Consider the following 22,899-nt stretch of genomic DNA (forward strand, 5'->3'; position numbering starts at 1 on the left):
CGCTTATGAAACACTTCCTGAACGAAGTAGATGCTGCCGTGGATGCCCTGCTCATGCAGTTGGTAATACTGTACCCCACGGACACCGTTTGGGGGCTTGGCTGCGATGCCGAGGTGCCGCGGGCAGTGGAAAAGCTCTATAAGCTAAAGCAGCGCCCGGCCGATAAAGGCTGCATTGTACTGGTGGCTGATGAAGCCATGTTTGCACGCTATGCCGAGCAGGTGCCGGAGAACCTGACGGAACTGCTAAGCCAGCAGGAGCGCCCCACAACCTACGTAGTGAAGGGCAGCCGCTACCTCGCGCCCGCCTTGCTGGCGCCCGATGGCACCGTTGGGCTGCGCGTAGTGCGTGATGAATTCTGCTTCAAGCTGGTGCGCCGCTTGGGACACGGTGTGGTGTCGAGCTCGGCCAATATTAGCGGGGAGCCAGCTCCCACTACTTACAAGGAGGTGACGCCAACCATTGTGCGCGGTGCCGACCACGTGGTAAACTGGCGCCAGGACGACGAGCAGCCTGCCGTCCCCTCGCGAGTGGTGCGGGTGTTGCCTGATGGGCAGCTGGAAGTGCTGCGCGACTAAAACTGGCAGTGCGCAGCGACACGAACACTGTAAACCTGTAGGGTAGCCGGGCCTGACACAACTGCTTGCTGACCAAGCATTAAGGAGCCTGGGTGAACGGTGACTAAAGCCCGCCTGAGCTTCGTATACACCTACTTGGGCATGGTTGCTAGTCCGCTATTGCCGAACTTTGCGCCATGAAACACCCGCAGTTGCCCGATCTTCCGCTGTTCCGTACCATTGCCGATGCCGCCCAGGAAATGGGATATCCGGCCTACGTTATTGGGGGCTACGTGCGCGATTTAGCGCTGCAGCGTCCAAGCAAGGATGTGGACGTGGTATGCGTGGGCGACGGCATTCGACTGGCGCAGGCGGTGGGGCAGAAGCTGCCGAACCGGCCGCGGGTCACCGTGTTTAAGAATTTTGGTACGGCTATGCTGCCCACGCCCGACATCGAGTTGGAATTTGTGGGGGCACGCAAAGAAAGCTACCGCGCCGAGTCGCGGAAGCCGGAAGTGGAGGCTGGTACCCTGGAAGAAGACCTTGCCCGCCGTGATTTCACAATCAATGCGCTGGGCTTGAGCCTTAACGCTGACGACTTCGGCACGCTGGTCGATCGGTACAACGGCATGCAGGACCTGCAGGACAAGGTCATCCGTACGCCGCTTGACCCGGATGTGACCTTTTCCGATGATCCGTTGCGCATGATGCGGGCCATTCGGTTTGCTACGCAGCTGAACTTCGATATCGACCCCGATACCTTCGATGCTATTGAGCGCAACAAGGAGCGCATCAAGATTGTGTCGCAGGAGCGTATTACCGTCGAGCTGAACAAGATCATCATGGCGCCGAAGCCAAGCTACGGCTTCAAATTGCTCTTTGCCAGCGGGCTGTTGCAGCTTATTTTTCCAAAGATGGCAGCCCTGCAAGGCGTAGAACGCCGCGGGCAGCACGCGCATAAGGACAACTTCTATCATACGCTGCAGGTGCTCGACAACGTGGTGGACGCTGGGGCCGACCTGTGGCTGCGCTGGGCTGCCATCCTGCATGATATTGCCAAGCCGCCCACCAAGCGCTTCGACCCCAAAGTAGGCTGGACTTTTCACGGCCACGAGGACAAAGGCGCCCGGTGGGTGCCGGGCATCTTTACCGATCTGAAGCTGCCGCTGGGCGAGGAAATGCGCATGGTGCAAAAACTCGTTAAGCTGCACCTGCGTCCCATCGCGCTGGTAAAGGAAACAGTAACCGATTCGGCTGTGCGCCGCTTGCTCTTCGAGGCCGGCGACGACATCGACCGGCTGATGCTGCTGTGCCGCGCCGACATAACCAGCAAGGACCATCAGCGCGTGGCTCGCTACCTCAAGAATTTCGAGCGGGTGGAGGAGAAGCTCAAGGAGGTGGAGGAGAAGGACCACCTGCGCAATTTCAAGCCCGTGATTACCGGCGAAATCATCATGGACACGTTCGGGCTGTCGCCGTCGCGCGCCGTGGGCGAGCTGAAAGATGCTCTGCTGGAAGCCATCCTGGATGGGCAAGTACGCAACGAATTCGACGAAGCGTATGCCTATTTGCTGCAGTTGGGCCAGCGTAAAGGCCTAGAGCCGCGCCCGGCCGATACAGCGGACGCAACGGCGAAATAGCAGCAATCCGACCATAACTAAACAAAGCGGCCGCCCCAATTAGGGCGGCCGCTTTGTTTGAGCTCATCCGGTAATAACACTTCGAGTTCGAGGAAACCTTCTTCTTTCCGTTGCAGCCGGGAAAGAAGGCCGGTTTCCTCGGGGGCAACCATTCACTCACCAAGGGGCCCCTAAACTCGTCGTGTTTAGATCGGAGTTGCTACGAAAGTCTGTACAGTTGCTTACGCAGTGTCAGCGCTAAGGATGCACGGTCAATATAAAGAGAACTTTCATTGAACCTACATGACACACAGGTTTTTCTGGCAGTAATTATTGCACCCGAACTACCTTAGAAGCACCCGATTTGTCGGAAGTCACATTGTCGACCGGGCCGCTGTAGGCCACCTGGCTAGCGCCGTGAACTTCGGCACGCAGGCGATTTTGCACCTGCAGGCGGGCTTTGCTTACCCCCGATAGCTCTACGGTAGCCTCGTCGACCTGGAAGTCGCGGGCCTGCACCTGGCAAGCTCCTGAGCCTTCAAGACGCAGACGACCCGAGCGGCCTCGCAGGGCGGTTTTGCAAGCACCCGATAAGTCCATGGTCAAGGCTTGGCAACTGCCATCGAAGTTCAGCTGGCTGGCGCCAGCTTGATCCACGTTAAGGTCGCGTAGGTCATTGAAACCGGTTACCTGAGCTTGCACAGCGCCCGACAAGTCGAGGGCTTGCAGCGTGGGCATTTCTACTTCGATGAGCACGCGGCCACCATCAGAGCTACGCCAGTTGCCACCGAAGAAATTGCGGCGCTTGGGCGAAATCACCAGCTCATTGCCGTTGGTGCGTACTTCCAGCTCCTTCAGGCGGCGGTCGGTGCCCAGGGCCTGCACACGGAACTCGTTGCCCTGCCGGATAATCACGCGGTAGGCGCCGTTGACGTCCACGCGGCGGAAATTGCTTTCGCTGTAGCTGCGGCGGGCGTCGCCGTAGTCGCCGGGGTTGGTGGAAAAGTCTTTCAGCTCACCCAGGTCCACGTCTACCTGGCCCTCATTGTCGGTATCAACGTTGACGCGCACATCACCAACGCGGATTTCCGTGTCGTAATCCTCGCTGTTCTCAGTTTCTTCGTCATCGCGGCTGATGTCCTCCGGAGCGCAATCCACACACTCCAGCTGATTACCGCGTAGGCGGAACAGGTGCTTTTCCGGGTCGTTAGGCCGCCGATCATTCACGTAGTCCTCGTCATCGAGCAGGTGCACGAAAGATTCGGTGATACGGAACTGCTTGTTGCGGGGCAGGCGCAAGGTCAAGTTAACGCGCTGGGCCCGGAACGGTACCCCCGAGCGGAAGGCAAACCGGTCGTCGAGCACTACCGAGGAGTCGCGCACTACGGCCCGGTACCGAACGCTGGTACGGGCGGTGGCTTCGGCAGCTTCCAGGCTGGGGCCGTAAGCTGTGTACTCCTCCGTCATGCGAATTACGTCGCTGCTATCGGCCGATGCCAAGCGTACTTCGGGGCGCATGCGCCACTCAAAATCCAGGTTGCGGGCTGACAGGAGCACCGTTGGGTTGGCAATCCGGCCCAAAGTGCGCTCTGTGGTATAGCTGCCCTCTTCCTGGAACTCCTGCGAAAGGCGTACGCCGCCCGCAATGGAGCCCACAATGCCCAGCATCCACAAGCCCAGCAGCACCAAGGTAAGCGTGCGGCCCAGCAACCAGCGGCGTACAATCAGGCCGATGCCCGAGAACAGTAGCAGTAAGATCGGGATGCCAGCGGCCAGAAAGCCGCTCACGATAAACCACCACGGGATGCCCGCCAGTACAGTATAGGCAGGGGCGTCGCCCAACTGGATGTTCTGCGACTCCGGCATCCAACCTAAAGCTACGCCAACCAGTACCAATAGGCCCATGAGCAGCGAGAAGCCTATGATGATGAACAGCAGCGCCACAAACACGCGCAGAATGGTGCCGATGATCCGAGCAACCGGCTGAATAGCACGGGCTACTTCTTCCAGAAAGGCTCCTACCGGCCGGTTACTGACCGTCTGACCTTCCTGATTGCGCAAGCTTTGCTCCAAACCGGAGAGCGTAACGGCCTCGCCGCGCATCTGCGCTTTCTGCGATAAAGTGCGGGCCGGGGGCACCACCATCCATAAGATGATGTAGAGAAGCAATCCGGTGCCCCCCAGAAAGATGCTCAGCACGAACACGATGCGCATGACGGCTACTTCGATGCCCATGTAAGCGGCTAGGCCAGCTGCTACCCCGCCGATGGAACCGCGGTCGGTGTCGCGAAAAAGCTTGCGCGTCACGTCGTCGTCGGGCATGGGGCGGTCATCGAAGCGCTTGGGCAGCGCAATCCAGAGCACCACGTAGCTCAGGATGCTGAGCATGGGCAGGGCGCCCACAAAGTCGCCGATAACCACGGAGAAAAGGGTTCCGATGAAGATCAGGCGTACCCACAGCGGGTTGATATTAAAGTAGCGGGCCAGGCCTGCGGCCACCCCGGCAATGCGCCGGTTGGTCATGTCGCGGTACAGGCGGCGGGGCTCTTCGATTACTGGCGGAGCAGTAGTGGTAGCAGAGCCGCTGGCCGTGTACGTGCCACCAATCGGCTGGCCGTAGCTGGCGGTGTCGGCAATATCGTCGTCGTCGTCGAGGGCGCCGTCTTGCTGGAAGTCCTGCACCCGGCCCATCTTGGCTACCATAGCGGCCACATCCTCGTAGGTGATGACCTGCTTGGTGCTGGAAGTGCGAGCGGCAAAGATTTCGGCAATCCGGCCTTCGATGTCGGCCACGATTTCCTCATGGCCCCGGTAAGTGCTGAAGTGCGCCTTCACGTCCTGCAAGTAGCGCTGAAGTACTTCATAGCCGTCTTCCTCAATGTGGAAGATCAGGCCCTGCAGGTTGATGCTGATATTCTTTTTCATCGCAGTGCTGCAACTGTAGGAGTGATTCAGAAAGAGGCTTCCGGGGCGGCGGAAAGACCTGATGAACTGGCGGGCGGGGCGCTGCCGTTGGGCTTGGTGCGGATGATCTGGATGGAATCCTCAATCTCCTCCCAGGTCAGGCGTAGCTCGTGCAGAAATTGCTGCCCGATGTCCGTCAGGGTGTAGTACTTGCGGGGCGGACCGCTGCTGGATTCCTTCCAGGTATAATCCAGAAGGCCAGCGTTTTTGAGGCGGGTGAGCAGCGGGTAGAGCGTGCCCTCTACCACAATCATGCGGGCTTGGGTCAGCTCTTCCAGCATATCGGAGGCGTACACCTCGCCCCGCGCAATGATTTCCAGGATGCAGAATTCCAGAATGCCCTTCCGCATCTGCACTTGGGTGTTTTCGACTTTCATAGGCTTGCGGGCGGTAGTCGGTGAAGTATGGTACAAATATAAAGGAAGGTACTTTGTAACGCAAGGTACTGTGGTAAAAATATTTTTGTTGCAGGATATAGCTGCTTAATGGAGTCTTTGCAATAGATGATTCCCCTTGATTCGCAGCAGGATAGTGGATGCCGGCAGGGGTTATGCCTAGTTGCCAAGGCTAGACAAGGAGTGGAATAACCCTGCAAGAGGCCTTGTGCCGGAGCAATGCCAACATTTGCCTGCTTGCGGCGGTATGGCATTAAGCCAGTATCAAATCTGCCCGCGCAGCCTCGCACTAATATTAAGTAACTTGCGTTGTGAAGCCTGTTTACAACCTAGGCCTCCTCTAAAGTTAGTCTATGCCACACCTCTTCCGCCGTCGTATCGTTGCTATGCTGGTTGCTCCATTGCTGGGAGCCGGGGCTGCACAAGCACAGTCGCCTTCGGATCCGCCCAGCCGGGATGCCACGCCCAAATACAGCAATGACTTTTTATCTATTGGAGTAGGCGGCCGCGCCTTGGCCATGGGCGGTACCCAGGTAAGCTTGGCGCAGGATGCCACGGCCGGCTATTGGAACCCCGCGGGCCTGCTGCGGCAAAAAACCAAATACGACGCGGTGCTGATGCACTCGGAGCTTTTTTCCGGCATCGTCAAAAACGATTACCTGGCTTTTTCCATGCCGTTGGACGAGCGCAGCGCCATCGGGGCCAGCCTCATCCGCGTGGGCGTCGATGATATTCCGGATACCCGGGCGCTGGTCAACGAGTACAACCAGATTTCCTACGACCGCATTACCTATTTCTCGGTGGCCGATTACGGCCTGCTGCTGACCTACGCGCGCAAGCTCGAAGCTGTAGAAGGATTGAGCATCGGGGCCAACGCCAAAATTATCTACCGCAACGTAGGTGACTACGCCAATGCCTGGGGCTTTGGCATCGACGCCGGTGCGCAGTACGCGCGCAACAACTGGCGTTTCGGCCTGATGGCCCGCGACATCACCACTACGTTCAACGCCTGGGCCATCAACACCGATAAGTTTCAGCCCACGCAGGATTCGTTGGATTTCATTCCGAAGAACAGCACCGAAGTTACGCTGCCGCGCTTTGTGCTGGGCGCAAGCCGCTCGTTTAAGCTTCCTGGTCAGCTGACGGCTCTGCTCGCCACCGATTTGGAAATCACCACCGACGGCCGGCGCAATACGCCCATCTCAACCAGTGTGGTGAGCATCGCGCCGCACGTGGGGGCAGAAATTGGTTACCGCGACCTGTTTTTCCTGCGCGGCGGCGCTACCAATATTCAGAAGATTCAGGCCTTTTCGGGCAAGGAAGAATGGAAGGTGCAGCCCACCCTGGGGTTGGGTGTTGCCCTGAGTGGCCTGCGCTTGGACCTGGCCCTGTCGCGCCTGGCTATTGAACGCCTTGGGCAAAGCTCCCAAGCCAATTCGGTAATGGTATCGTTGGGTTACGGCTTTAAATAATCGTAGATACTACTTAGAAGGTGCTAAAAACCAGTTTCGTAAGAAGCAGAGAGGCTATGGGAAAAATATACGCGCATCCGGTGCGGGGTTGGGGATGGTTGCTTGGGCTGATATTGCTGTGCCTGCCGATGGTGGGCCATGGACAAGCAGTGCAGTACGGCAACGAATGGATTGTACCTAGTCAGACTTACTATAAGATCAAGGTAACGAAGGATGGTCTATACCGGCTCAACCATGCGTACCTGACGCAGGCGGGCATTAGTGGGGTAGACCCACGGCGCTTTCAGTTATGGCGCCGCGGCCGCGAGGTGGCTATCCATGTAGGCGGCAACCAGAATCAACTTGATGCTACCACCTACATTGAGTTCTACGGCCAACGTAACGACGGTAAACTCGACCGCGGCATGTATAAGGCTGCCGCGCATCAGCCCCATCAGCTCTACAGTCTCTTTACCGACACCGCAGCCTATTTCCTGACATGGTCAGCTACTGCTAATGGCCGTCGTATGGCTGAACCAGCGGCTACCGCGGGTGCCGGGCATTCCAACTGGCTGCAGCCGCGCCTAAACTTGCGCATCAACAGCTACCATTTTGGCCAGACCGATGCTCAGCAAGCTTATATGCCCTGGGCGGATACCGGCGAAGGCTTTCTGAGCGAAGTCACGACCGGGGCTATAACCTTGACTATCGACTCTCTGGGCCGCCGCTCGGCTAGCGGAGCCGCTCCGCTCGTGGAGGTGCTGCTGGTGGGAGCCTCTACTCGTACGCATAGTACCAACATATCTGTACTGCCGGGCGGAACTGGTACCGAACGTTTGCTAACTGCCACCCCCGTTACCTACGGGGCATATGAAGTACGCCGGGTGCGGCTGCAGTTGCAGCGCAGCGACATTGGCAGCAATGGTCAAGTGGCCATCCGGGTGTCTGTACATAATCAGACCAATCCGGCCACGGACCGTTTTCGGGTAGGCTACATACATGTAACCAATTCCCAAACTCCGCATTGGCCAAGCGGCCAGCGGGCCTTGCAAGTCTGGAGCGACTCTACTCTAACTGGTCCTGCGAGCTACTTGCTCGATAGCATTCCTGCTACGGTGGCCGGCTACGATATAACTGACCCCATAAATGTGCAGCGGGTGGTTGGAGCTGCCGTTGTAGGCCAGCAGCGTCGGTATGTGTTTCCGACTGCTGCCGGCGTTACGCGTCGGTTTTTGCTAGCCGACGGCGCTCAATCCCTTCTGCCTGCACCGGCCCTGCGGGTGCGCTTCCGGGCTATTACGCCAGCAACTCACAACTTCTTGATTGTATCGCACCAAGCTCTGATGCGCCCGGCGGGCTCCATTGCTAATCCCGTGCGGGAGTATGCTAACTACCGGGCTTCGACGGGTGGAGGACGATACGACACCCTCGTAGTGACCACAGATTTGCTGGTAGACCAGTTTCACTATGGCGAACGGTCACCATTGGCTATTCGGCACTTTGCGCAGTACATGCTCACGGCCAACGTGCCTAACCGCTACATGCTGCTGTTGGGTAAGGGTGTGCTGATAACGGAGGAATTTTTTCCGCCGGGGCGTGGGCGCACTTGGTACCGCCAAGGCGGCGCTGCTGCCTTTGCTTTCATGCCTGATCTGGTACCCGCTAGCACGCGCGGCGGTTCCGATGCTTTCTTTTCAGCTGATTGGCAGAATAACAACTACGTAGCCAAAATTCCGACTGGGCGCGTGTCAGCTAAAACGCCTCAAGAGGCCCTGGCTTACCTAAACAAACTAAAGGAACACGAGGCTTTGGGCGTAGAGCCATGGCGTAAGAACATCTTGCACCTAGCTGGTGGGCGGACTGCTAACGAGTTTGCCCAGTTTCAGGCTTATCTGAACCGCTACAAGCAGCGGGCTCAAGGGCCATTGTTTGGCGCAAACGTCACCGATTTATACCGGAATAACCTGGGGGATTACCCAGTACCGGTAAATCTTGCTCCACAAATGAACCAAGGTCTGTCGTTGATAACCTACTTCGGACACGGTTCGCCTACGGCATTTGACCTGATGCCTGAAAACATCAATAATGCGGCTAATGGCTACGCAAACCAAGGTAAATACCCTGTTTTCATAGTCAATGGTTGTGCTGCCGGTAACTGCTATACCGCTTACGGCTCTACTGGCGAGGACTGGACTCTAGCCTCGAACAAGGGCGTAGTGGGTTTTCTAGCTTCGTCTGACTTTGCGCTGGATGGCGAACTGGATATGATGTGTGACCGGCAGTACCAGTTGCTGTTCAATGACCCTCAGTGGTATGGCAAGCCAGTTACGGTAGTCCAAAACGAAGTAGTTCGGCGCCTATCGCTCATACCTCAGTTCACCAATGGGCTGTACGCAGTGTCGATGCTGATGAATACTACTTGGCAAGGCGACCCGGCTTTGACGTTGTTTGCTCCGCCGAAGCCCGACTACGTTGCCAATAGCGTGCAGGTGGTGCCCATTGATCCAGGGCCCGTACTGGCATCTTCGACTCGGTTTAAATTGCGGATATCGGTGAGTAACCCCGGAAAGGTAATTCCCGATTCTGTCAAGGTGACCGTAGAGCGCCAAGTAGGTTCCGGACCAGCTCAACCGCGCATCACGCGCACCTTTGCTTACTGGCGCGGCGATGCTACGCTTGAGTTTGACATGACCAATACCGGCAATGTCTTTGGATTAAACACCTTCACGGTGCGCCTCGACGATCCGAACGTCATTGACGAGTTGAACGAGGGCAACAACTCGGTTACTACCACTTTTAGCTTCTTACAAGGCGGCGTAACGGCACTCAACCCTCCAGACTACGCCATTGTAAACCGGGCCTCCGTGCGGCTAGTGGGGCAGAGCAATCTGCCCCAAGCGCAGGCACGCGTTTATGAGTTTGAACTTGATACCGCTGCTACGTTCAACTCGCCAGCAGTGCGCCGAACCACTGTAACCGCAACTGACGTAGCTGAATGGCGGCCGGGCCTGCCCGCTGCCACCGCCACGCGCGACTCCTTGGTATACTACTGGCGTTTCCGCTTTCAGCCCGGCCAGAGCGGGCTAGACGACACTTGGGCCAGTAGCTCGTTCCGCTACATCAGTACCAGTACCCAGAACGGCTGGTCGCAGAGTCATTACGGACAAATGGCTTCAGCTGAAAAGCGCGGCATCAGCCAGAGCGCCCCGTCGGGTCGTTGGGAGTTTAATGAGCGTACCCGTTCCATACAACTGATAACCACTGGTGGGGGAGATGGGAGTGCCTTTACCTATCAGCCCTCGCACGGCGTCATAGCTGATAATATTTCCACCCGTACAGACAACTGCTCCGACTTCACTCGGTTACCTGGCATTGTTGCTGCGATTTTCGAACCGCGTAACCTGCGCTGGGTAACGCCGGTCACTGGCTTTGTCATGTGCGGCCAACCCGGAGCGGAGCTTTACAACTTCAGCGACAGACCAAACGGCAGCATCAACACGCCGGCTCAGCAAGCCAAACTGCTGCAGTTTCTGCGTGCGGTTCCTAATGGGCACTACGTAGCGCTGTTCACCATGAACCGCGTAAACTTCAGCACCATGGATCCGGCCCTGAAGGCTGAGTTGGCAGCCATGGGGTCACAACTCATCAACCAAGCCCAGGACAGCGACCCGCTGGTGATGATGTTGCGTAAGGGTTTCCCGAGCCAGACGCAAGAGCGGACTTTTGACCCGAGCAGTGCCACGCCCCGGCAGGATCAGGTGGCCAGCCTGAACCTGACCTTGCGCACCCGGGAAGGAGCAGCCACCGTTACGAGCACTCGTATTGGGCCGGCGCAGGAGTGGCTCACGCTGCACCATAATGTAAAGCTGCCCGAGGCCACGGATAGCTACACGTTGCGCTTGATTGGCTTCGATCAGAACAACGTACGCACGGTGCTGCAAAGCAACGTGACCAACCGGACGTTCTCCCTGGCCAATATATCGGCGCAACAATACCCATACCTGCAACTAGAAGCTGAGCTGCGCGATACCACCAACCGCACCCCTCCGCAGCTCAAGCAATGGCTCATCACTTACCGTGGAGTGCCAGAGGGAGTAGTGCGTCGTGACCATCCGGCTATTCCGGCCAATGCGTACGCCGCCACCAAGCTTAGCACCGACGCTGCGGGAAGTGGCTATTTGGACATTCCGGTCTATTACGAGAACGTCTCGTCCGTTGGGTTTCCCCAACGCCTGCGGGCTTTAGCTACGATTCGTGAGGCCGGTTCCAATGGCCGCGTCGATACCGTTTCGGTACGCTCCATCGGCGCCAAACTGCCCGGCGCGGATTCCACGGCACATTATGTATTCCGCCTCGATGTCCGCCGGTTCCGCGGTGACGCTACGGTGCGGATAGAGGCTAACCCCAGTCGTCTGCCTGAGCTACACTACTTCAACAACGAGCTGAACCTAAACTTCACTGCGCCCGATCCTTCGGTGCCGCCTGTGCTGGACGTCGCTTTCGATGGTGTGCATATTCTGAACGGCGACATCGTTTCGGCCAACCCGGAAATCTTGGTGGATGTGCGCTACGAAGACCGCCGCCGTCCCTTGGACGACCCGAGCAAAGTTCAGCTCTTCCTGACCCGACCGGGCCAAACGACACCGCAGCAAGTAAACATGACCGATGCTGCGCACATTCGCTTTGTGCCTGAGCCTACCGCAGGCCGCGCCCGCGTGTACTACACACCCGGCACGCTACCGGATGGAGTGTACAAGTTGGAAGCCCAGGCCAAAGACATGAACGATAATCCAGTGGCCGCGCAACGTTATGCCGTGTCGTTCGAGGTGGTCAATGCTTCTAGTATTACCAACATCTTCCCGTACCCGAACCCGGTGACCAGCAAGGCCCGTTTCGTGTTTACCCTGACTGGTAGCGAACTGCCGCGCAACATGAAGATCCAGATTCTGACGTTGTCAGGTAAAGTGGTTCGCGAAATCATGCAGAACGAGCTCGGAAACCTGCGCATCGGCAACAACATCACCGAATACGCTTGGGACGGCACCGACCAGTTTGGCGACCAACTAGCCAACGGCACCTACCTGTACCGCGTGGTTATGGACGACCCGCAAAACAAATTTGAGCGCCGGCGCACCGCCGCTGACCAAGCCTTCAAGAAAGGTTGGGGTAAATTGGTGCTGCTGCGCTAACCGACAGCGCACGTAAACAAAGAGGACCGCGGCACATGCCGCGGTCCTCTTTGTTTACGTGCGGTGGCAATAATAAACTTAACGCCGGCGCAGCGTCACGAAGCTGTAAGCGTAAGCATGCTTGTCGTCGGGCTCGTGCCGTTCCCGGGCTGCCTCACGCCAGATATTAGCGGTGAAGTCAGGCAGTACCGTGTCGCCTTCTGCTTCGTGGTGAACTTCGGTAAGGTACACGGTATCCACAGCCGGAAGGGCCTCCCGATACACCTCCGCGCCGCCAATAACAAACACGTCGTCGTCGAGCTGCTGCGCCATTTCCAAAGCACCCAGCACGGAATGGGCTACTTCCACGCCATCCGCTTGCCAGTCGTTCTGGCGGGTCACCACGATGTTGGTGCGGTTGGGCAGGGGCTTGCCTATGCTTTCGAATGTGCGGCGCCCCATCACGATGGGATGGCCAGTGGTAAGGCTCTTGAAGTGTTTGAGGTCGGCTGGCAGATGCCAGGGTAATTGATTGTCTCGGCCGATTACGCCATTATCGGCGCGGGCTACTACGATGGCAAGCATAAGGCAAAAGTTGAAAAGCTAGGTGCTCCACGGGCTGGCCACGAAAGCATGACCACCCATCAAAGCTTTAGCTATGTAGCACTGAACTGTTAAATCCACGCAGAAAATCGGCTACCTGCATCCGTTTCTTGCCTTCGAGCTGCACGTCCAGTAAGTCCAGCTGACCCTCCGATGTTTGCACACGCAAGTAGCTGCGGCCGTCGCTCAACCATGCGCCCGGTGGCGTGCCCTCCGTCGGGCTACCAGGCTGAGCTTGGGCCCGAAATACCTTCAGCCCACGGCCATCAGGAAGTGTGGTAAAGGCCGTGGGAATAGGAGCCAGACCACGCACCAGGTTGACCAGTGCCGCCGCTGGCTGGGAAAAGTCGAGACGGCCCGTTTCCTTTTGCAGCTTGGGCGCCGGCCGCAGGTCGCCGCGGTCGGGCTGCGGGATGCTCGGAGCATTGCCGGCCGCAATAGCCTGCACGGTGCGTAGCGCGAGGGCCGCTCCGGCCTGCTTCAGCTTGCCATACAGGGTCCCAAAATCATCTTCAGGCGCGATGGCAACTTCATCCTGAAAGATGAGGTTGCCGGTGTCGATTTCGTGCCGCAGGAAAAAAGAAGTTACGCCCGTTACCTGCTCCCCATGGATCAAAGCCCAATTGATAGGCGCCGCGCCACGGTACTGGGGCAGCAGGGAGGCGTGAATGTTGATGGAGCCCATGGGCGGCATGTTCCATACGGCTTCAGGCAGCATCCGAAAGGCCACGATTACCTGCAAATCGGCGGCGTAGCTGCGCAGCTCGTCCTGAAACTCCGGCGACTTCAGGTTGGGAGGCTGCAGTACCGGCACGCTGTGTAGCAGCGCGGCCTGCTTTACCGCCGACTCGTTGAGTCGCTGCCCGCGCCCGGCCGGCTTGTCGGGGGCCGTCACCACGGCCACCACTTGGCAGCCGGGCCAGCCCAGCAGAGCTTCAAGCGTGGACACGGCAAAATCGGGCGTGCCCATAAAAACGATGCGGAGGGGAGAAGAGTCAGTCATAAAGGCGGCAAATAAAGCCAAGCGGCGCGGAGTGTTACTCCGCGCCGCTTGTTATTTCTCGGGATACATCAGGTACTTCGTGCGCATCTGCTTGTATTGGCCAAGGGCCGGTTCCCAGGACTGGCGTATCTCCGCTTCCGACTTGCCGGCTATAATCTGCTGACGCACGGCATCGGTACCGATGAGTCGTTCGAAACCTTTGTTGAAAAAGTTGGCCTTGTCGGTGCTCTGCTGATAGTAGTCAATCAGGTACTTAAGCGTAAAGCCCAGGTCGCCGATCTGCCGCAGGTCTTCACCGTAGCACCGCTTGCCGTTCTGCGGCGGGGAGGTAGAGCCTCGGTTAGGCGAAGGCGTGAAGCTAAACGGTCGGGTAGCTGGCTGAGTGGGAGCCCCGATTACTTCAAACGGCATGGTGGTGCCGCGGCCTACGCTCACATCGGTGCCCTCAAACAGGCACAGACTGGGATACAACTCCACCGAATGGGCCGTCGGCAAATTCGGCGACGGCCGCACGGGCAGCGCGTAGCGCGTGGCGTGGGTGTAGCCGGCCACCGGAATTACTGTCAGCTGGCACTGCTTGCCGCCGGCCAGCCACTTCTCGCCGTTGATCATCTTGGCCAGCTCACCTACCGTCAGGCCGTGCACCACGGGAATGGGGTGCATACCCACGAAGGTTTTGTGCTTGGGCTCCAGTACGGGGCCATCGACGTAGTAGCCGGTGGGATTGGGTCGGTCCAGCACCAGTACGGTCTTGCCTTGCTCAGCCGCCGCTTCCATCACGTAATGCATGGTGCTGATAAAGGTGTAGAACCGCGCGCCTACATCTTGAATATCGAACACCAACACGTCCAGGTCCTTGATCATCTCAGGCGTGGGCTTGCGGGTGGCGCCGTAAAGCGAGCGAACGGGCAAGCCGCTGCGGGCATCTTTCCCGTCTTTTATGGTTGCCCCATCGGCCTCTTCGCCGCGGAAGCCGTGCTCGGGCGCAAAAATGCTCTTGACTTGCACGCCCTGCGCCAGCAGGGTATCCACCAAGTGCGAGCCGTGCGTACGGGAGGTTTGATTAACCACCAGCCCCACGCGTTTACCACGCAGCTGCGGCAGGTACTCGCCGAAGCGTTCGGCACCTACCTGCAGTTTGGGCGCGGCTGGCTCCGCGGCCGGAGCGGTGCTGCCTGCCGTTGAACCCTCGTTGCTGGATGTGGCGTTATTGCTCGCATCGGGCAACGTTGTTTGCCGCGCCGGCGTACAGGCCGGACCTTGCATTAAGAAAAGCGCACACAGCGCCGACAGTCCATTGAAAATCATCGTCGACATCCTGACAGTAGAAAGGGTGACAAAACTAGCCCGCTTCGCGTAGCTTTACGGCCAGTGAACGTTTCGCGGTACATATCCCAGAAGATTGAAGGCTCCGACTCGGGGTCTTTCACCTCGTCGGTGACCAAAATCGCCATTATCAGCATTGCCATGGGTTTGGCGGTTATGGTGGTGTCTTTTGCCATCCTGGAAGGATTCCGCAACGAAATCCAGGCCAAGATATTCTCTTTCGGGGCTCACCTCACCGTCAGCAAGTACGATAACAATAATTCGCTGGAGGTAGAGCCCATCAACGGCGCCGAACTGACGCGCGATTTTCGGCGCTATTCCCAGATCAAATCGTCGCAGCCTTTTGCCCGCAAGACGGCCATTATCAAAACCCACGACGAAGTACTGGGCGTGGTGCTGAAGGGCATCGACGAAGAAAACGGCCTGTCGCCCATGCGGGCCAACTTACTGGAAGGAAAGTTTCTGACTTTTTCCGATACCAGTGCTTCGGAACAAGTGCTGCTCTCGCGCAAGATGGCCGATAAGCTGCGCCTGAAAGTAGGCGACGATGCGCTGTTTTACTTTATCCAAAATCCGCCACGGGTACGCAAATTCGTGGTGTCGGGCATTTACCAGACCGGGCTCGACGAGTTCGACGAGGTTTACGTCATCGGCGACATTCGCCAAATCAGGGAGTTGAACGCCTGGCCCGATTCGCTGGTGGGCGGTTACGAAGTGGTGCTGAAAGACTTCCGCCAACTCAATCCCGTGGCCGATGACCTTTACAACACGCTGCGCTACGACCTGAAGCTGGACAAGATTACCGATCAGTACGCGCAGCTGTTTGACTGGCTACAACTGCTCAACCGTAACGTCATCATCTTCCTGATCCTGATCATTTTTGTGGCGACGTTTAACATGGTGGCCACCATCTTTATCATGATTTTGGAGCGCACCAACATGATCGGGGTGCTGAAAGCCATTGGGGCTACTGACAATCAGATCCGGAGCATGTTTTTTTTCCGCGGCCTCAATCTGACGTTGAAAGGCTTGCTCTGGGGCAATATTATCGGTCTGGGCTTCTGCGCTATCCAGTATTATTTCCACCCCATCCCGCTCGACCCCGAGAACTATTACATGGATCGGGTACCGATTTACTGGGACCCTTCGGTTATCCTGCTGATAAACTTAGCCGTGTTCATTACCTCGCAGCTGGCTGTGCTGATTCCGACTTACATGATTGCGCGCATCAAGCCGGTGGTGGCCATTAAATTCGACTAGGTTCAACTGCAGTGCAAGCCCGCATAAGCAGCTGAACACTGCCGCTACTGCGGGCTGAAAGCACTTGCAACTACAGCCACCGGCTCTGCAGCACCAGGTTCGGATCGGGGCAAAGCTCGGCCCAGATGTCGCGCTCTTCCGGCAATGCCACACCTGGGAAGTCACCTCGCCGGCCTTGCATATCGGCGATGAGCTGAAAGTGCAGGTGCGGCGGCCAGTCGCCATTCTCCGGCCACGGCCCTACGGCGGCGAAAGCTTCGCCTTTGGCTAGTTCCTGACCTTCCTGCAAGTACACCAATTCGGCCCGACCAAGGTGGCCGTAAAGTGAGTAAAACACGGTCCCCTCCAGCTCGTGCTGCAGGATTACGGTAGGGCCATAGTCGCCGAAGTTGTCGTTATCAGCAAGGCTATGTACCACAGCGGGCAGCGGGGCCAGCACGGGCGTACCGGCGCGTAGCCACACATCTACACCCAGGTGCAGGGAACGGGCTGGTAGGGCTGTGTCGCCAAACAAAACCGGGCTGCGCCGGTAGATAACGCGGTTTTCCAAGTAGCCACCCACGCCGATTCGGGCATGACCAGCCGCAAGCAAATCGGCAACCAGCGAATCGAATGCCGAAGTGTCGCGCAGGTCGGCATCCTGTAGCAGTGGATTGGCAGCCGTAAAGTCAAGCCGCATGACATCGTCGGCATTCAGATCGACGGGCAGCACGGGGCCGAATTCGGCCGCGTGGCGCTGCAGCAGCTGGGTGAGGGGGGAAGCGGGTGTCAAAAGAAAGGTGCAGTTGTTAATTATCAGCCCAAAACACCCGCAACTAACAACGAACAACTGACAAACTCGCAACTCCCAAGCAAGTATAGCCTACCCTTTACTCCGCTTTTGCCGTACCTTGCACGCCCACTGCCGCAACTTGCGGCGGGCTTCGTTGTTGTTCCACTACACCCTGTTTTCGAACGCCGCCCACCGGCCGAGAACCGCATGAGCACTAGTCCTTACCTGAGCCTGAACGTCGTCGAGCTGACCCACGAAACCGACGACGCCATCACCATCCACCTCGAGCGCGCCGATCGGCAGCCCGTGGCTTGCCAACCGGGTCAATTTCTCACCCTGATTGTGCCCTGCGGCTCTGGCAGCCGTCCCGAGCGGCGCTCATACTCCCTGAGCAGCACCCCAAGCGAATCGCCGCGTCTTTCCGTAACGGTAAAGCGGGTGGCCGGCGGCTTGGTAAGCAACTACTTGCTTGACAACGTGCAAGTAGGGCAGCAAATAGAGGCCATGGTCCCCATGGGCAATTTCACGGTGCAGTGCAACCCGGCCACGTCGCGCTCCATTGTGCTCGTTGGTGCTGGTTCGGGCATTACACCGCTGATGTCGATTCTGAAGGCCGTACTGCATGACGAGCCACAAAGCCACGTGCTGCTGGTTTACGGCAACCGCAACGAGGAGTCTGTCATCTTCCGGCAGCAGTTGCAAGCCCTGGAGCAACAATACGCTGGCCGTTTCCAAGTAGAGCACGTGTTCAGCCAGCCCAACCAGCCGGTGGCTGCTCACCAGCACGCCGGCCGACTGAATCGCACCATGTTGCTGCGCATTCTGGAGAATCGGCATCAGTTCCCGGCCGAGCAGGCCGAGTACTACATGTGCGGGCCGGAAGGTATGATGACCGAAGCCAAAGCTGCTCTGGAGCTGCTGGGCGTGCCAGCGGCGCGTATTCGCCGCGAGAGCTTCGTGGCTTCTGCCGACTCAGCCGAAACCGCTGCCACCCAGCCCGAAGGCCACGGTACCGTCACGGCCGACGACTCCGATGAAATTGTGGCTCGTAAGGTCAAGATTCAGTACGAAGGCACCGATTACGAGCTGGAAGTACCGCCCGGGAAAACAATTCTGGAAACGGCGCTTGATCTGGACATCGACCTGCCTTACAGCTGTCAGGCCGGCTTATGTACGGCTTGCCGTGGCAAGTGCCTTTCGGGCAAAGTGCATTTGGACGAGCGTGAAGGCCTGTCCGACTCTGAGCTAAAACAGGGCTACGTGCTGGTATGCGTGGGCCACCCGCTCACCAACGATGTAGTCATCGAAATCGGGTAATCTACCTACCGGAATTTCGCGGCTAATTGGTGCTTTTTTTGCGGCTTTTCTTGCAGCCGCCTGGCGAAATTCTGCGTAGGTACATACTTTAATGCTGGTGCTTTGGTACCGCTGCTCTTGCCCATGATCCACTCACTTCCGGAAGTTACCACCGACGTTACGACAGCCACCCGGCCGCCGCGACGTTACCTGCCCGAATCTTTTACCGTCACCGATTGGGCAGCTCTTGAGCCCTACTTCATTGAGCTGCGCGACCGGCCTGTGCACAACGGCGAAGAGCTGGAAGCGTGGCTGCTCGACCGCTCCGAGCTGGAGTCGGTGCTGAGCGAAGACCTCGCGTGGCGCTACATCCGCATGACCTGCGATACGCAGGATCAGCAGCGTTCCGAGGCGTTTCAGTACTTCGTAAGCCAGATCGAACCTAATGCGGCGCCTTACGACCATGCCCTGAACGAGAAGCTGGTGCAGTCGCCTTACGCCGGCGAGCTGAACCCGGAGCGGTACCGCATTTTCCTGCGCTCTGTGCGGCGCGCCCTGGAAATCTATCGTGCCGAGAACATTCCGCTCAAAACGGAAATCAGCACCAAGCAGCAGGAGTACGCCGCTACCGTGGGGGCCATGACGGTCACCCTCGACGGTGAGGAAATGACCTTGCAGCGGGCAGCCGACCGCCTCAAAGACCCCAGCCGCGCCAAGCGGGAAGAAGCGTGGCGCGCCGTGCAGGACCGTCGGGTGCAGGATGCTTTGCCCCTGGACAAACTGTTTACGCAACTGGTAGGCCTTCGGCACCAGATGGCGCTGAATGCGGGTTTTCCCAATTTCCGCGACTATATGTTTGCGGCCCTCGGCCGCTTCGATTACACGCCGCAGGATTGCTTTGACTTCCATCAGGCTATTCAGGATACGGTAGTGCCGCTGATCGATGAAATCGACCAGGAGCGCCGGCAGGATCTGCAACTAAACGAGCTGCGCCCCTGGGACCTCGACGTGGATACCACCGGCAAGGCACCATTGCGGCCGTTTGAGACCGGCCAGGAACTCCTTGGCAAGACCATCACCGTCTTTCAGCGCCTCGACCCGTTCCTCGGCGACTGCCTTACTACCATGCGCGATATGGGCCATCTGGACTTGGAGTCGCGCAAAGGCAAGGCACCGGGCGGTTACAACTACCCGCTGGACGAGACCGGCGTGCCGTTCATCTTCATGAACGCTACCTCTTCGCTGCGCGACGTCATCACGATGCTGCACGAAGGCGGCCACGCCGTACACTCTTTCCTGACGCGCCGCCTGCCCATGGGTGCCGACAAGCACCCGCCGAGCGAGGTAGCAGAGCTGGCTTCCATGTCCATGGAACTCATTTCAATGGACCACTGGGACGTGTTTTTCTCCGATGCCGATGAGCTGCGCCGGGCCAAGAAGACGCACCTGGAAAGCGTCCTCGAAACATTCCCGTGGGTAGCTACTATCGACAAATTCCAGCACTGGATTTACGAAAACCCGAAGCACGGCCCCGCCGAGCGCCAAGCCCGCTGGACGCAGATTTTTGACGAGTTCAACCAGCGCACGGTAAGCTGGGAAGGCATCGAAGCCTATAAGCCGTGGCTCTGGCAGAAGCAGCTGCATCTGTACGAAGTGCCGTTCTACTACATCGAGTACGCCATGGCGCAACTCGGCGCCATAGCAGTATGGCGCAATTTCCGCCACGATCCGCACGCTGGCCTCGAAGCTTACAAGCGGGCTTTGGCGCTAGGCTACACGGCCACCATCGGTGAGATATACGAAGCAGCAGGTATCCGCTTCGATTTCAGCACCGATTACCTGCGCAGCCTGGCCGACTTTGTTCGCGCCGAAATGGCCCAACTCTAAAGTCGCTTTTCTAAAGCAAAAAAGCCCGAACCACTGCTGTAGTTCGGGCTTTTTTATGAGGCAAGGCATTAGTTGCCGCTGCCGTCTGACATGGCGCGAATGCAACTTACCTGCACCGTTTGGCCAACCATGCAGATGCTAACGCGTGACTCCTGGGCGTAGGTAACCATCACCTTATCGCCGTCACGTTTTGTGAACCGGTGCCACGGCTCGCCGGCTGGTTCGAGACGCTGGCCGTTGTCGAGCTCCAGCACATACCCGCAGCCATCGAGGCCCGCGAGGTTACGCACCGTGGCCGGGGTAGCGCAATCTTCGCATGGTCCGGGTTCATTCTTTTCGCAAGTGAATGCAGCTTGGGTCAGCAGCAGGCCAAGCATCCAGATTAAGGGGCGACGCATGGAGTTAGGTTGGTTAGGGTGATAGATCAATAGTAAGAGCCAGTTAATCAGCTTGGCGTTGCATACAATTTATGACATATATATGTAGCCCTTAGAAACAAAAAAGTCACCCAAAGCACTGCTTTGGGTGACTGGAAGACAAGGTGTTAAGGTGCTTTACGGCTTTAGTTCAAACAACGGCAATGGCTGCAGCTTGGCGTACTTACGGCCAGCCTTTTGCAACGCCTGGCCGTGCATCTGCAAGTAGTTGTTATAAAGCTTGGCAGCCTGATCGTAACGCACCCGGTAGCCCGCCACTTCGTTGTCGGCTACTTTGATGGTTTCCGTCAAGGCCTGCACCTCTTGGCTGCGGTCGTATTGCGCCTGGGCCAGGTCGTACACAGCACGCAGGACAGAATCCTGAGCTATATCGTAAGCATCGATGCGCTCGGAGACAGACATTGTCTGCTGGTCGTAGCGCAGACCTAGCAGGCGGTCATTGGCTTTAGCTAGTTGTTGAGCGCGCCCAGGGTTGGTGCCGGGAAGCTTTTCCAGTGTTTTCAGAACGGCCGTGGTAGCCACCAGCTTCTGGTTGTCGCTGTCCATCATCTGCTTCCAACGCGAATCCACAGTGTCGCGCAGTACCTCCAGCTGAGCACGAGCCGCCGTGGGTGATGTAGGGTCAACTGGAATATTAGCTACCGGATTGTCTCCGGTTTTGCGGCAGGAAGCCGCAGCCAGCAGCATAAGCAGTGGCAAGTAAAACAGCAGTTTACGCATAGGTCGGTAAAACGCAGGAAGAAGCTGAATTATTCCCAAAGTTGCAATTGATATGCAGGCGCGGCACTAAACCGGCTTAAACTGCTCAAAGCCTTGCCGGCAGTCGTTGCAATAATGCAGTGCCCGGCATAGCGTGGGGCCGAACGGGCTCCTGAGCGTGGTATTGTGACTGCCACAGTGTGGACACTCAGCATACTCCAAAATATCCAGGTCTACGATGCCTTGGTGCATCGGCGGCGGTGACAACCGGAATTCTTTCAATGCGGCACGACCCTTCTCCGTTACCCAATTGCTACTCCAAGCCTCCTCCAACGACATCTTTACCGCAAAGCGCTCCACTCCATGTTCCCGCAACACGCGCTCTACGTCGCGCTGCATGTAATCCATAGCCGGGCAGCCAGAGAAGGTAGGGGTCATGCGTACGGTCACGAAGCCGTCGTCGGCAATGCGTACATCGCGGATGACGCCTAGGTCGACAAGCGAAAGCACCGGTATTTCCGGGTCCTTCACTACTTCGAGCCAAGAGAAAATCGTTGCCTTATCCATGACTGATGTGGGTATAAGCGGCGGATACTTAGGGGCGCTTAGGAAAGGTGAGAGGCGCTGCTGTTAAACAACTGATTCCGCTAAAAGGATCAGCGGAATCAGTTGGGAATGGTTAAACGGGCACAGCAAGTAGCCTACCAATCGGCAGTCGGGTCGAGGCGGAATACCTCGGCCATTTCATCCAGCAAGGGCTGCAGGTGTGCGGTATGCGCTCCGTGGCGGCCGCCGAATACTGGCACTGTGGTCGTCAGATCGGGTAGCTCGAGGCTGGTTTGAGCCAGTACTTTGCTGATGCTTTCCTGCCAACGGGCCTTCAACTCGTCTTCGCCAAGGAAGAAACCCTCAGTGATGATGGCCGATTCCTGCTCGGTGGTTTCAAAGATACCGAGAGCGTAAGGCAGCGTTTCGTTCAGCGCCGCTTGTAGTTTTTCGATGGCTTCGTCGGTGCTCGTACCCAGCTGCTTCACCCAGGTATTGGCGTGCAGCACATGGTACTTTAGTTCGCCTTTCAGCTTGCGGGCCACTTGCGCCAGGGGCTCGTAGGAGCTGGTAGCCAGCATCTCGAAGCGCAGCAGCTCGGCGTGGTCGTACAAGAAATGACGAATCAGGCTAAAAGCGTAGTCACCGATGGGCAGCTCTACCAACTGGCAGCAGTGAAACTGCGGGGCATTGCGCGTGAAAGCCACCGTGTCGGGCTCGGCTTCGCCCAAGTTGTGCAAGAGCGTGTACAGCTGCAGGCTGTGGCCTAGCTTGTCTTGCGCCATGGAGGAAAACGCAATGTCCTCTTCCAAAATGGGGCCGAGGCCGTTCCATTCGGAATTCCGGTGACCAAGAATCAACTGGTCGTCGGCGAGGCGGTAAAGCAGGTCTTTGAGGGCGTTGGTATTCATGAGGG

17 protein-coding genes are annotated in these 22,899 nt (G+C 57.8%); 7 read left to right on the forward strand and 10 right to left on the reverse strand.

Features of this window, described 5'->3' with window-relative positions; genetic code table 11:
- The first annotated feature begins 5 nt into the window (after positions 1–5).
- The gene (locus AC5FXY_RS16715) at positions 6–578 is read left to right on the forward strand and encodes an L-threonylcarbamoyladenylate synthase (RefSeq protein ID WP_493557846.1); all 573 of its coding nucleotides are present in this window, start codon (positions 6–8) and stop codon (positions 576–578) included.
- A gap of 176 nt (positions 579–754) precedes the next feature.
- Complete coding sequence (locus AC5FXY_RS16720) at positions 755–2,197, forward strand: CCA tRNA nucleotidyltransferase (protein ID WP_493557847.1); 1,443 nt, start codon at positions 755–757, stop codon at positions 2,195–2,197.
- Between the two features lie 309 nt (positions 2,198–2,506).
- On the opposite strand, the gene AC5FXY_RS16725 is transcribed toward AC5FXY_RS16720, so the two are convergent.
- Together AC5FXY_RS16725 and AC5FXY_RS16730 are read right to left on the reverse strand one after the other, a co-directional pair.
- Positions 2,507–5,101 carry a PspC domain-containing protein gene (locus AC5FXY_RS16725; RefSeq protein ID WP_493557848.1) on the reverse strand — a complete coding sequence of 865 codons (2,595 nt, stop codon included), beginning with the start codon at positions 5,099–5,101 and terminating at the stop codon, positions 2,507–2,509.
- Positions 5,102–5,127: 26 nt separating this feature from the next.
- Positions 5,128–5,517 (reverse strand): PadR family transcriptional regulator, encoded by a 390-nt coding sequence (locus AC5FXY_RS16730; protein WP_493557849.1) that lies wholly within the window; start codon positions 5,515–5,517, stop codon positions 5,128–5,130.
- Positions 5,518–5,888: 371 nt separating this feature from the next.
- On the opposite strand from AC5FXY_RS16730, the gene AC5FXY_RS16735 reads away from it, so the two are divergent.
- Positions 5,889–7,007: a putative type IX sorting system protein PorV2 gene (locus tag AC5FXY_RS16735; protein ID WP_493557850.1), complete on the forward strand. Its 1,119-nt coding sequence runs from the start codon at positions 5,889–5,891 to the stop codon at positions 7,005–7,007.
- A gap of 56 nt (positions 7,008–7,063) precedes the next feature.
- A complete protein-coding gene (porU2, locus tag AC5FXY_RS16740) occupies positions 7,064–12,175 on the forward strand; it encodes a putative type IX secretion system sortase PorU2 (protein WP_493557851.1) in 5,112 nt (1,703 codons plus the stop codon).
- Between the two features lie 78 nt (positions 12,176–12,253).
- On the opposite strand, the gene AC5FXY_RS16745 is transcribed toward porU2, so the two are convergent.
- The 3 genes from AC5FXY_RS16745 to AC5FXY_RS16755 all read right to left on the reverse strand — a co-directional run bounded on the left by AC5FXY_RS16745 (position 12,254) and on the right by AC5FXY_RS16755 (position 15,077).
- Positions 12,254–12,739, reverse strand: a complete 486-nt coding sequence (locus tag AC5FXY_RS16745; RefSeq protein WP_493557852.1) for a dihydrofolate reductase — start codon at positions 12,737–12,739, stop codon at positions 12,254–12,256.
- Positions 12,740–12,806: 67 nt separating this feature from the next.
- On the reverse strand, positions 12,807–13,760 hold the full coding sequence (fmt, locus tag AC5FXY_RS16750; protein ID WP_493557853.1) for a methionyl-tRNA formyltransferase: 954 nt from the start codon (positions 13,758–13,760) through the stop codon (positions 12,807–12,809).
- A 51-nt stretch (positions 13,761–13,811) separates the two neighbouring features.
- Positions 13,812–15,077: an exo-beta-N-acetylmuramidase NamZ family protein gene (locus AC5FXY_RS16755; RefSeq protein ID WP_493557854.1), complete on the reverse strand. Its 1,266-nt coding sequence runs from the start codon at positions 15,075–15,077 to the stop codon at positions 13,812–13,814.
- A gap of 54 nt (positions 15,078–15,131) precedes the next feature.
- Here AC5FXY_RS16755 and AC5FXY_RS16760 point away from each other — a divergent pair, with 54 nt between their 5' ends.
- Positions 15,132–16,346 carry an ABC transporter permease gene (locus tag AC5FXY_RS16760; RefSeq protein ID WP_493557855.1) on the forward strand — a complete coding sequence of 405 codons (1,215 nt, stop codon included), beginning with the start codon at positions 15,132–15,134 and terminating at the stop codon, positions 16,344–16,346.
- 70 nt (positions 16,347–16,416) lie between these two features.
- On the opposite strand, the gene AC5FXY_RS16765 is transcribed toward AC5FXY_RS16760, so the two are convergent.
- On the reverse strand, positions 16,417–17,118 hold the full coding sequence (locus AC5FXY_RS16765) for a peptidoglycan DD-metalloendopeptidase family protein (protein ID WP_493557856.1): 702 nt from the start codon (positions 17,116–17,118) through the stop codon (positions 16,417–16,419).
- 207 nt (positions 17,119–17,325) lie between these two features.
- Between AC5FXY_RS16765 and AC5FXY_RS16770 the strand changes: the two genes are divergently transcribed.
- Positions 17,326–18,435: a 2Fe-2S iron-sulfur cluster-binding protein gene (locus AC5FXY_RS16770; RefSeq protein ID WP_493557857.1), complete on the forward strand. Its 1,110-nt coding sequence runs from the start codon at positions 17,326–17,328 to the stop codon at positions 18,433–18,435.
- A gap of 123 nt (positions 18,436–18,558) precedes the next feature.
- A complete protein-coding gene (locus AC5FXY_RS16775; RefSeq protein WP_493557858.1) occupies positions 18,559–20,301 on the forward strand; it encodes a M3 family oligoendopeptidase in 1,743 nt (580 codons plus the stop codon).
- Positions 20,302–20,369: 68 nt separating this feature from the next.
- Here the strand turns inward: AC5FXY_RS16775 and AC5FXY_RS16780 are convergent, their stop codons facing one another.
- The 4 genes from AC5FXY_RS16780 to paaC form a co-directional block, all read right to left on the reverse strand.
- Complete coding sequence (locus AC5FXY_RS16780) at positions 20,370–20,699, reverse strand: hypothetical protein (protein ID WP_493557859.1); 330 nt, start codon at positions 20,697–20,699, stop codon at positions 20,370–20,372.
- 156 nt (positions 20,700–20,855) lie between these two features.
- Positions 20,856–21,458, reverse strand: a complete 603-nt coding sequence (locus AC5FXY_RS16785) for a hypothetical protein (RefSeq protein ID WP_493557860.1) — start codon at positions 21,456–21,458, stop codon at positions 20,856–20,858.
- A 66-nt stretch (positions 21,459–21,524) separates the two neighbouring features.
- Positions 21,525–22,004: a 1,2-phenylacetyl-CoA epoxidase subunit PaaD gene (gene paaD, locus AC5FXY_RS16790; protein ID WP_493557861.1), complete on the reverse strand. Its 480-nt coding sequence runs from the start codon at positions 22,002–22,004 to the stop codon at positions 21,525–21,527.
- 134 nt (positions 22,005–22,138) lie between these two features.
- A complete protein-coding gene (gene paaC / locus AC5FXY_RS16795) occupies positions 22,139–22,894 on the reverse strand; it encodes a 1,2-phenylacetyl-CoA epoxidase subunit PaaC (protein WP_493557862.1) in 756 nt (251 codons plus the stop codon).
- Between the last annotated feature and the right edge of the window lie 5 nt (positions 22,895–22,899).

The organism is Hymenobacter sp. FMD4, assembly GCF_058932745.1.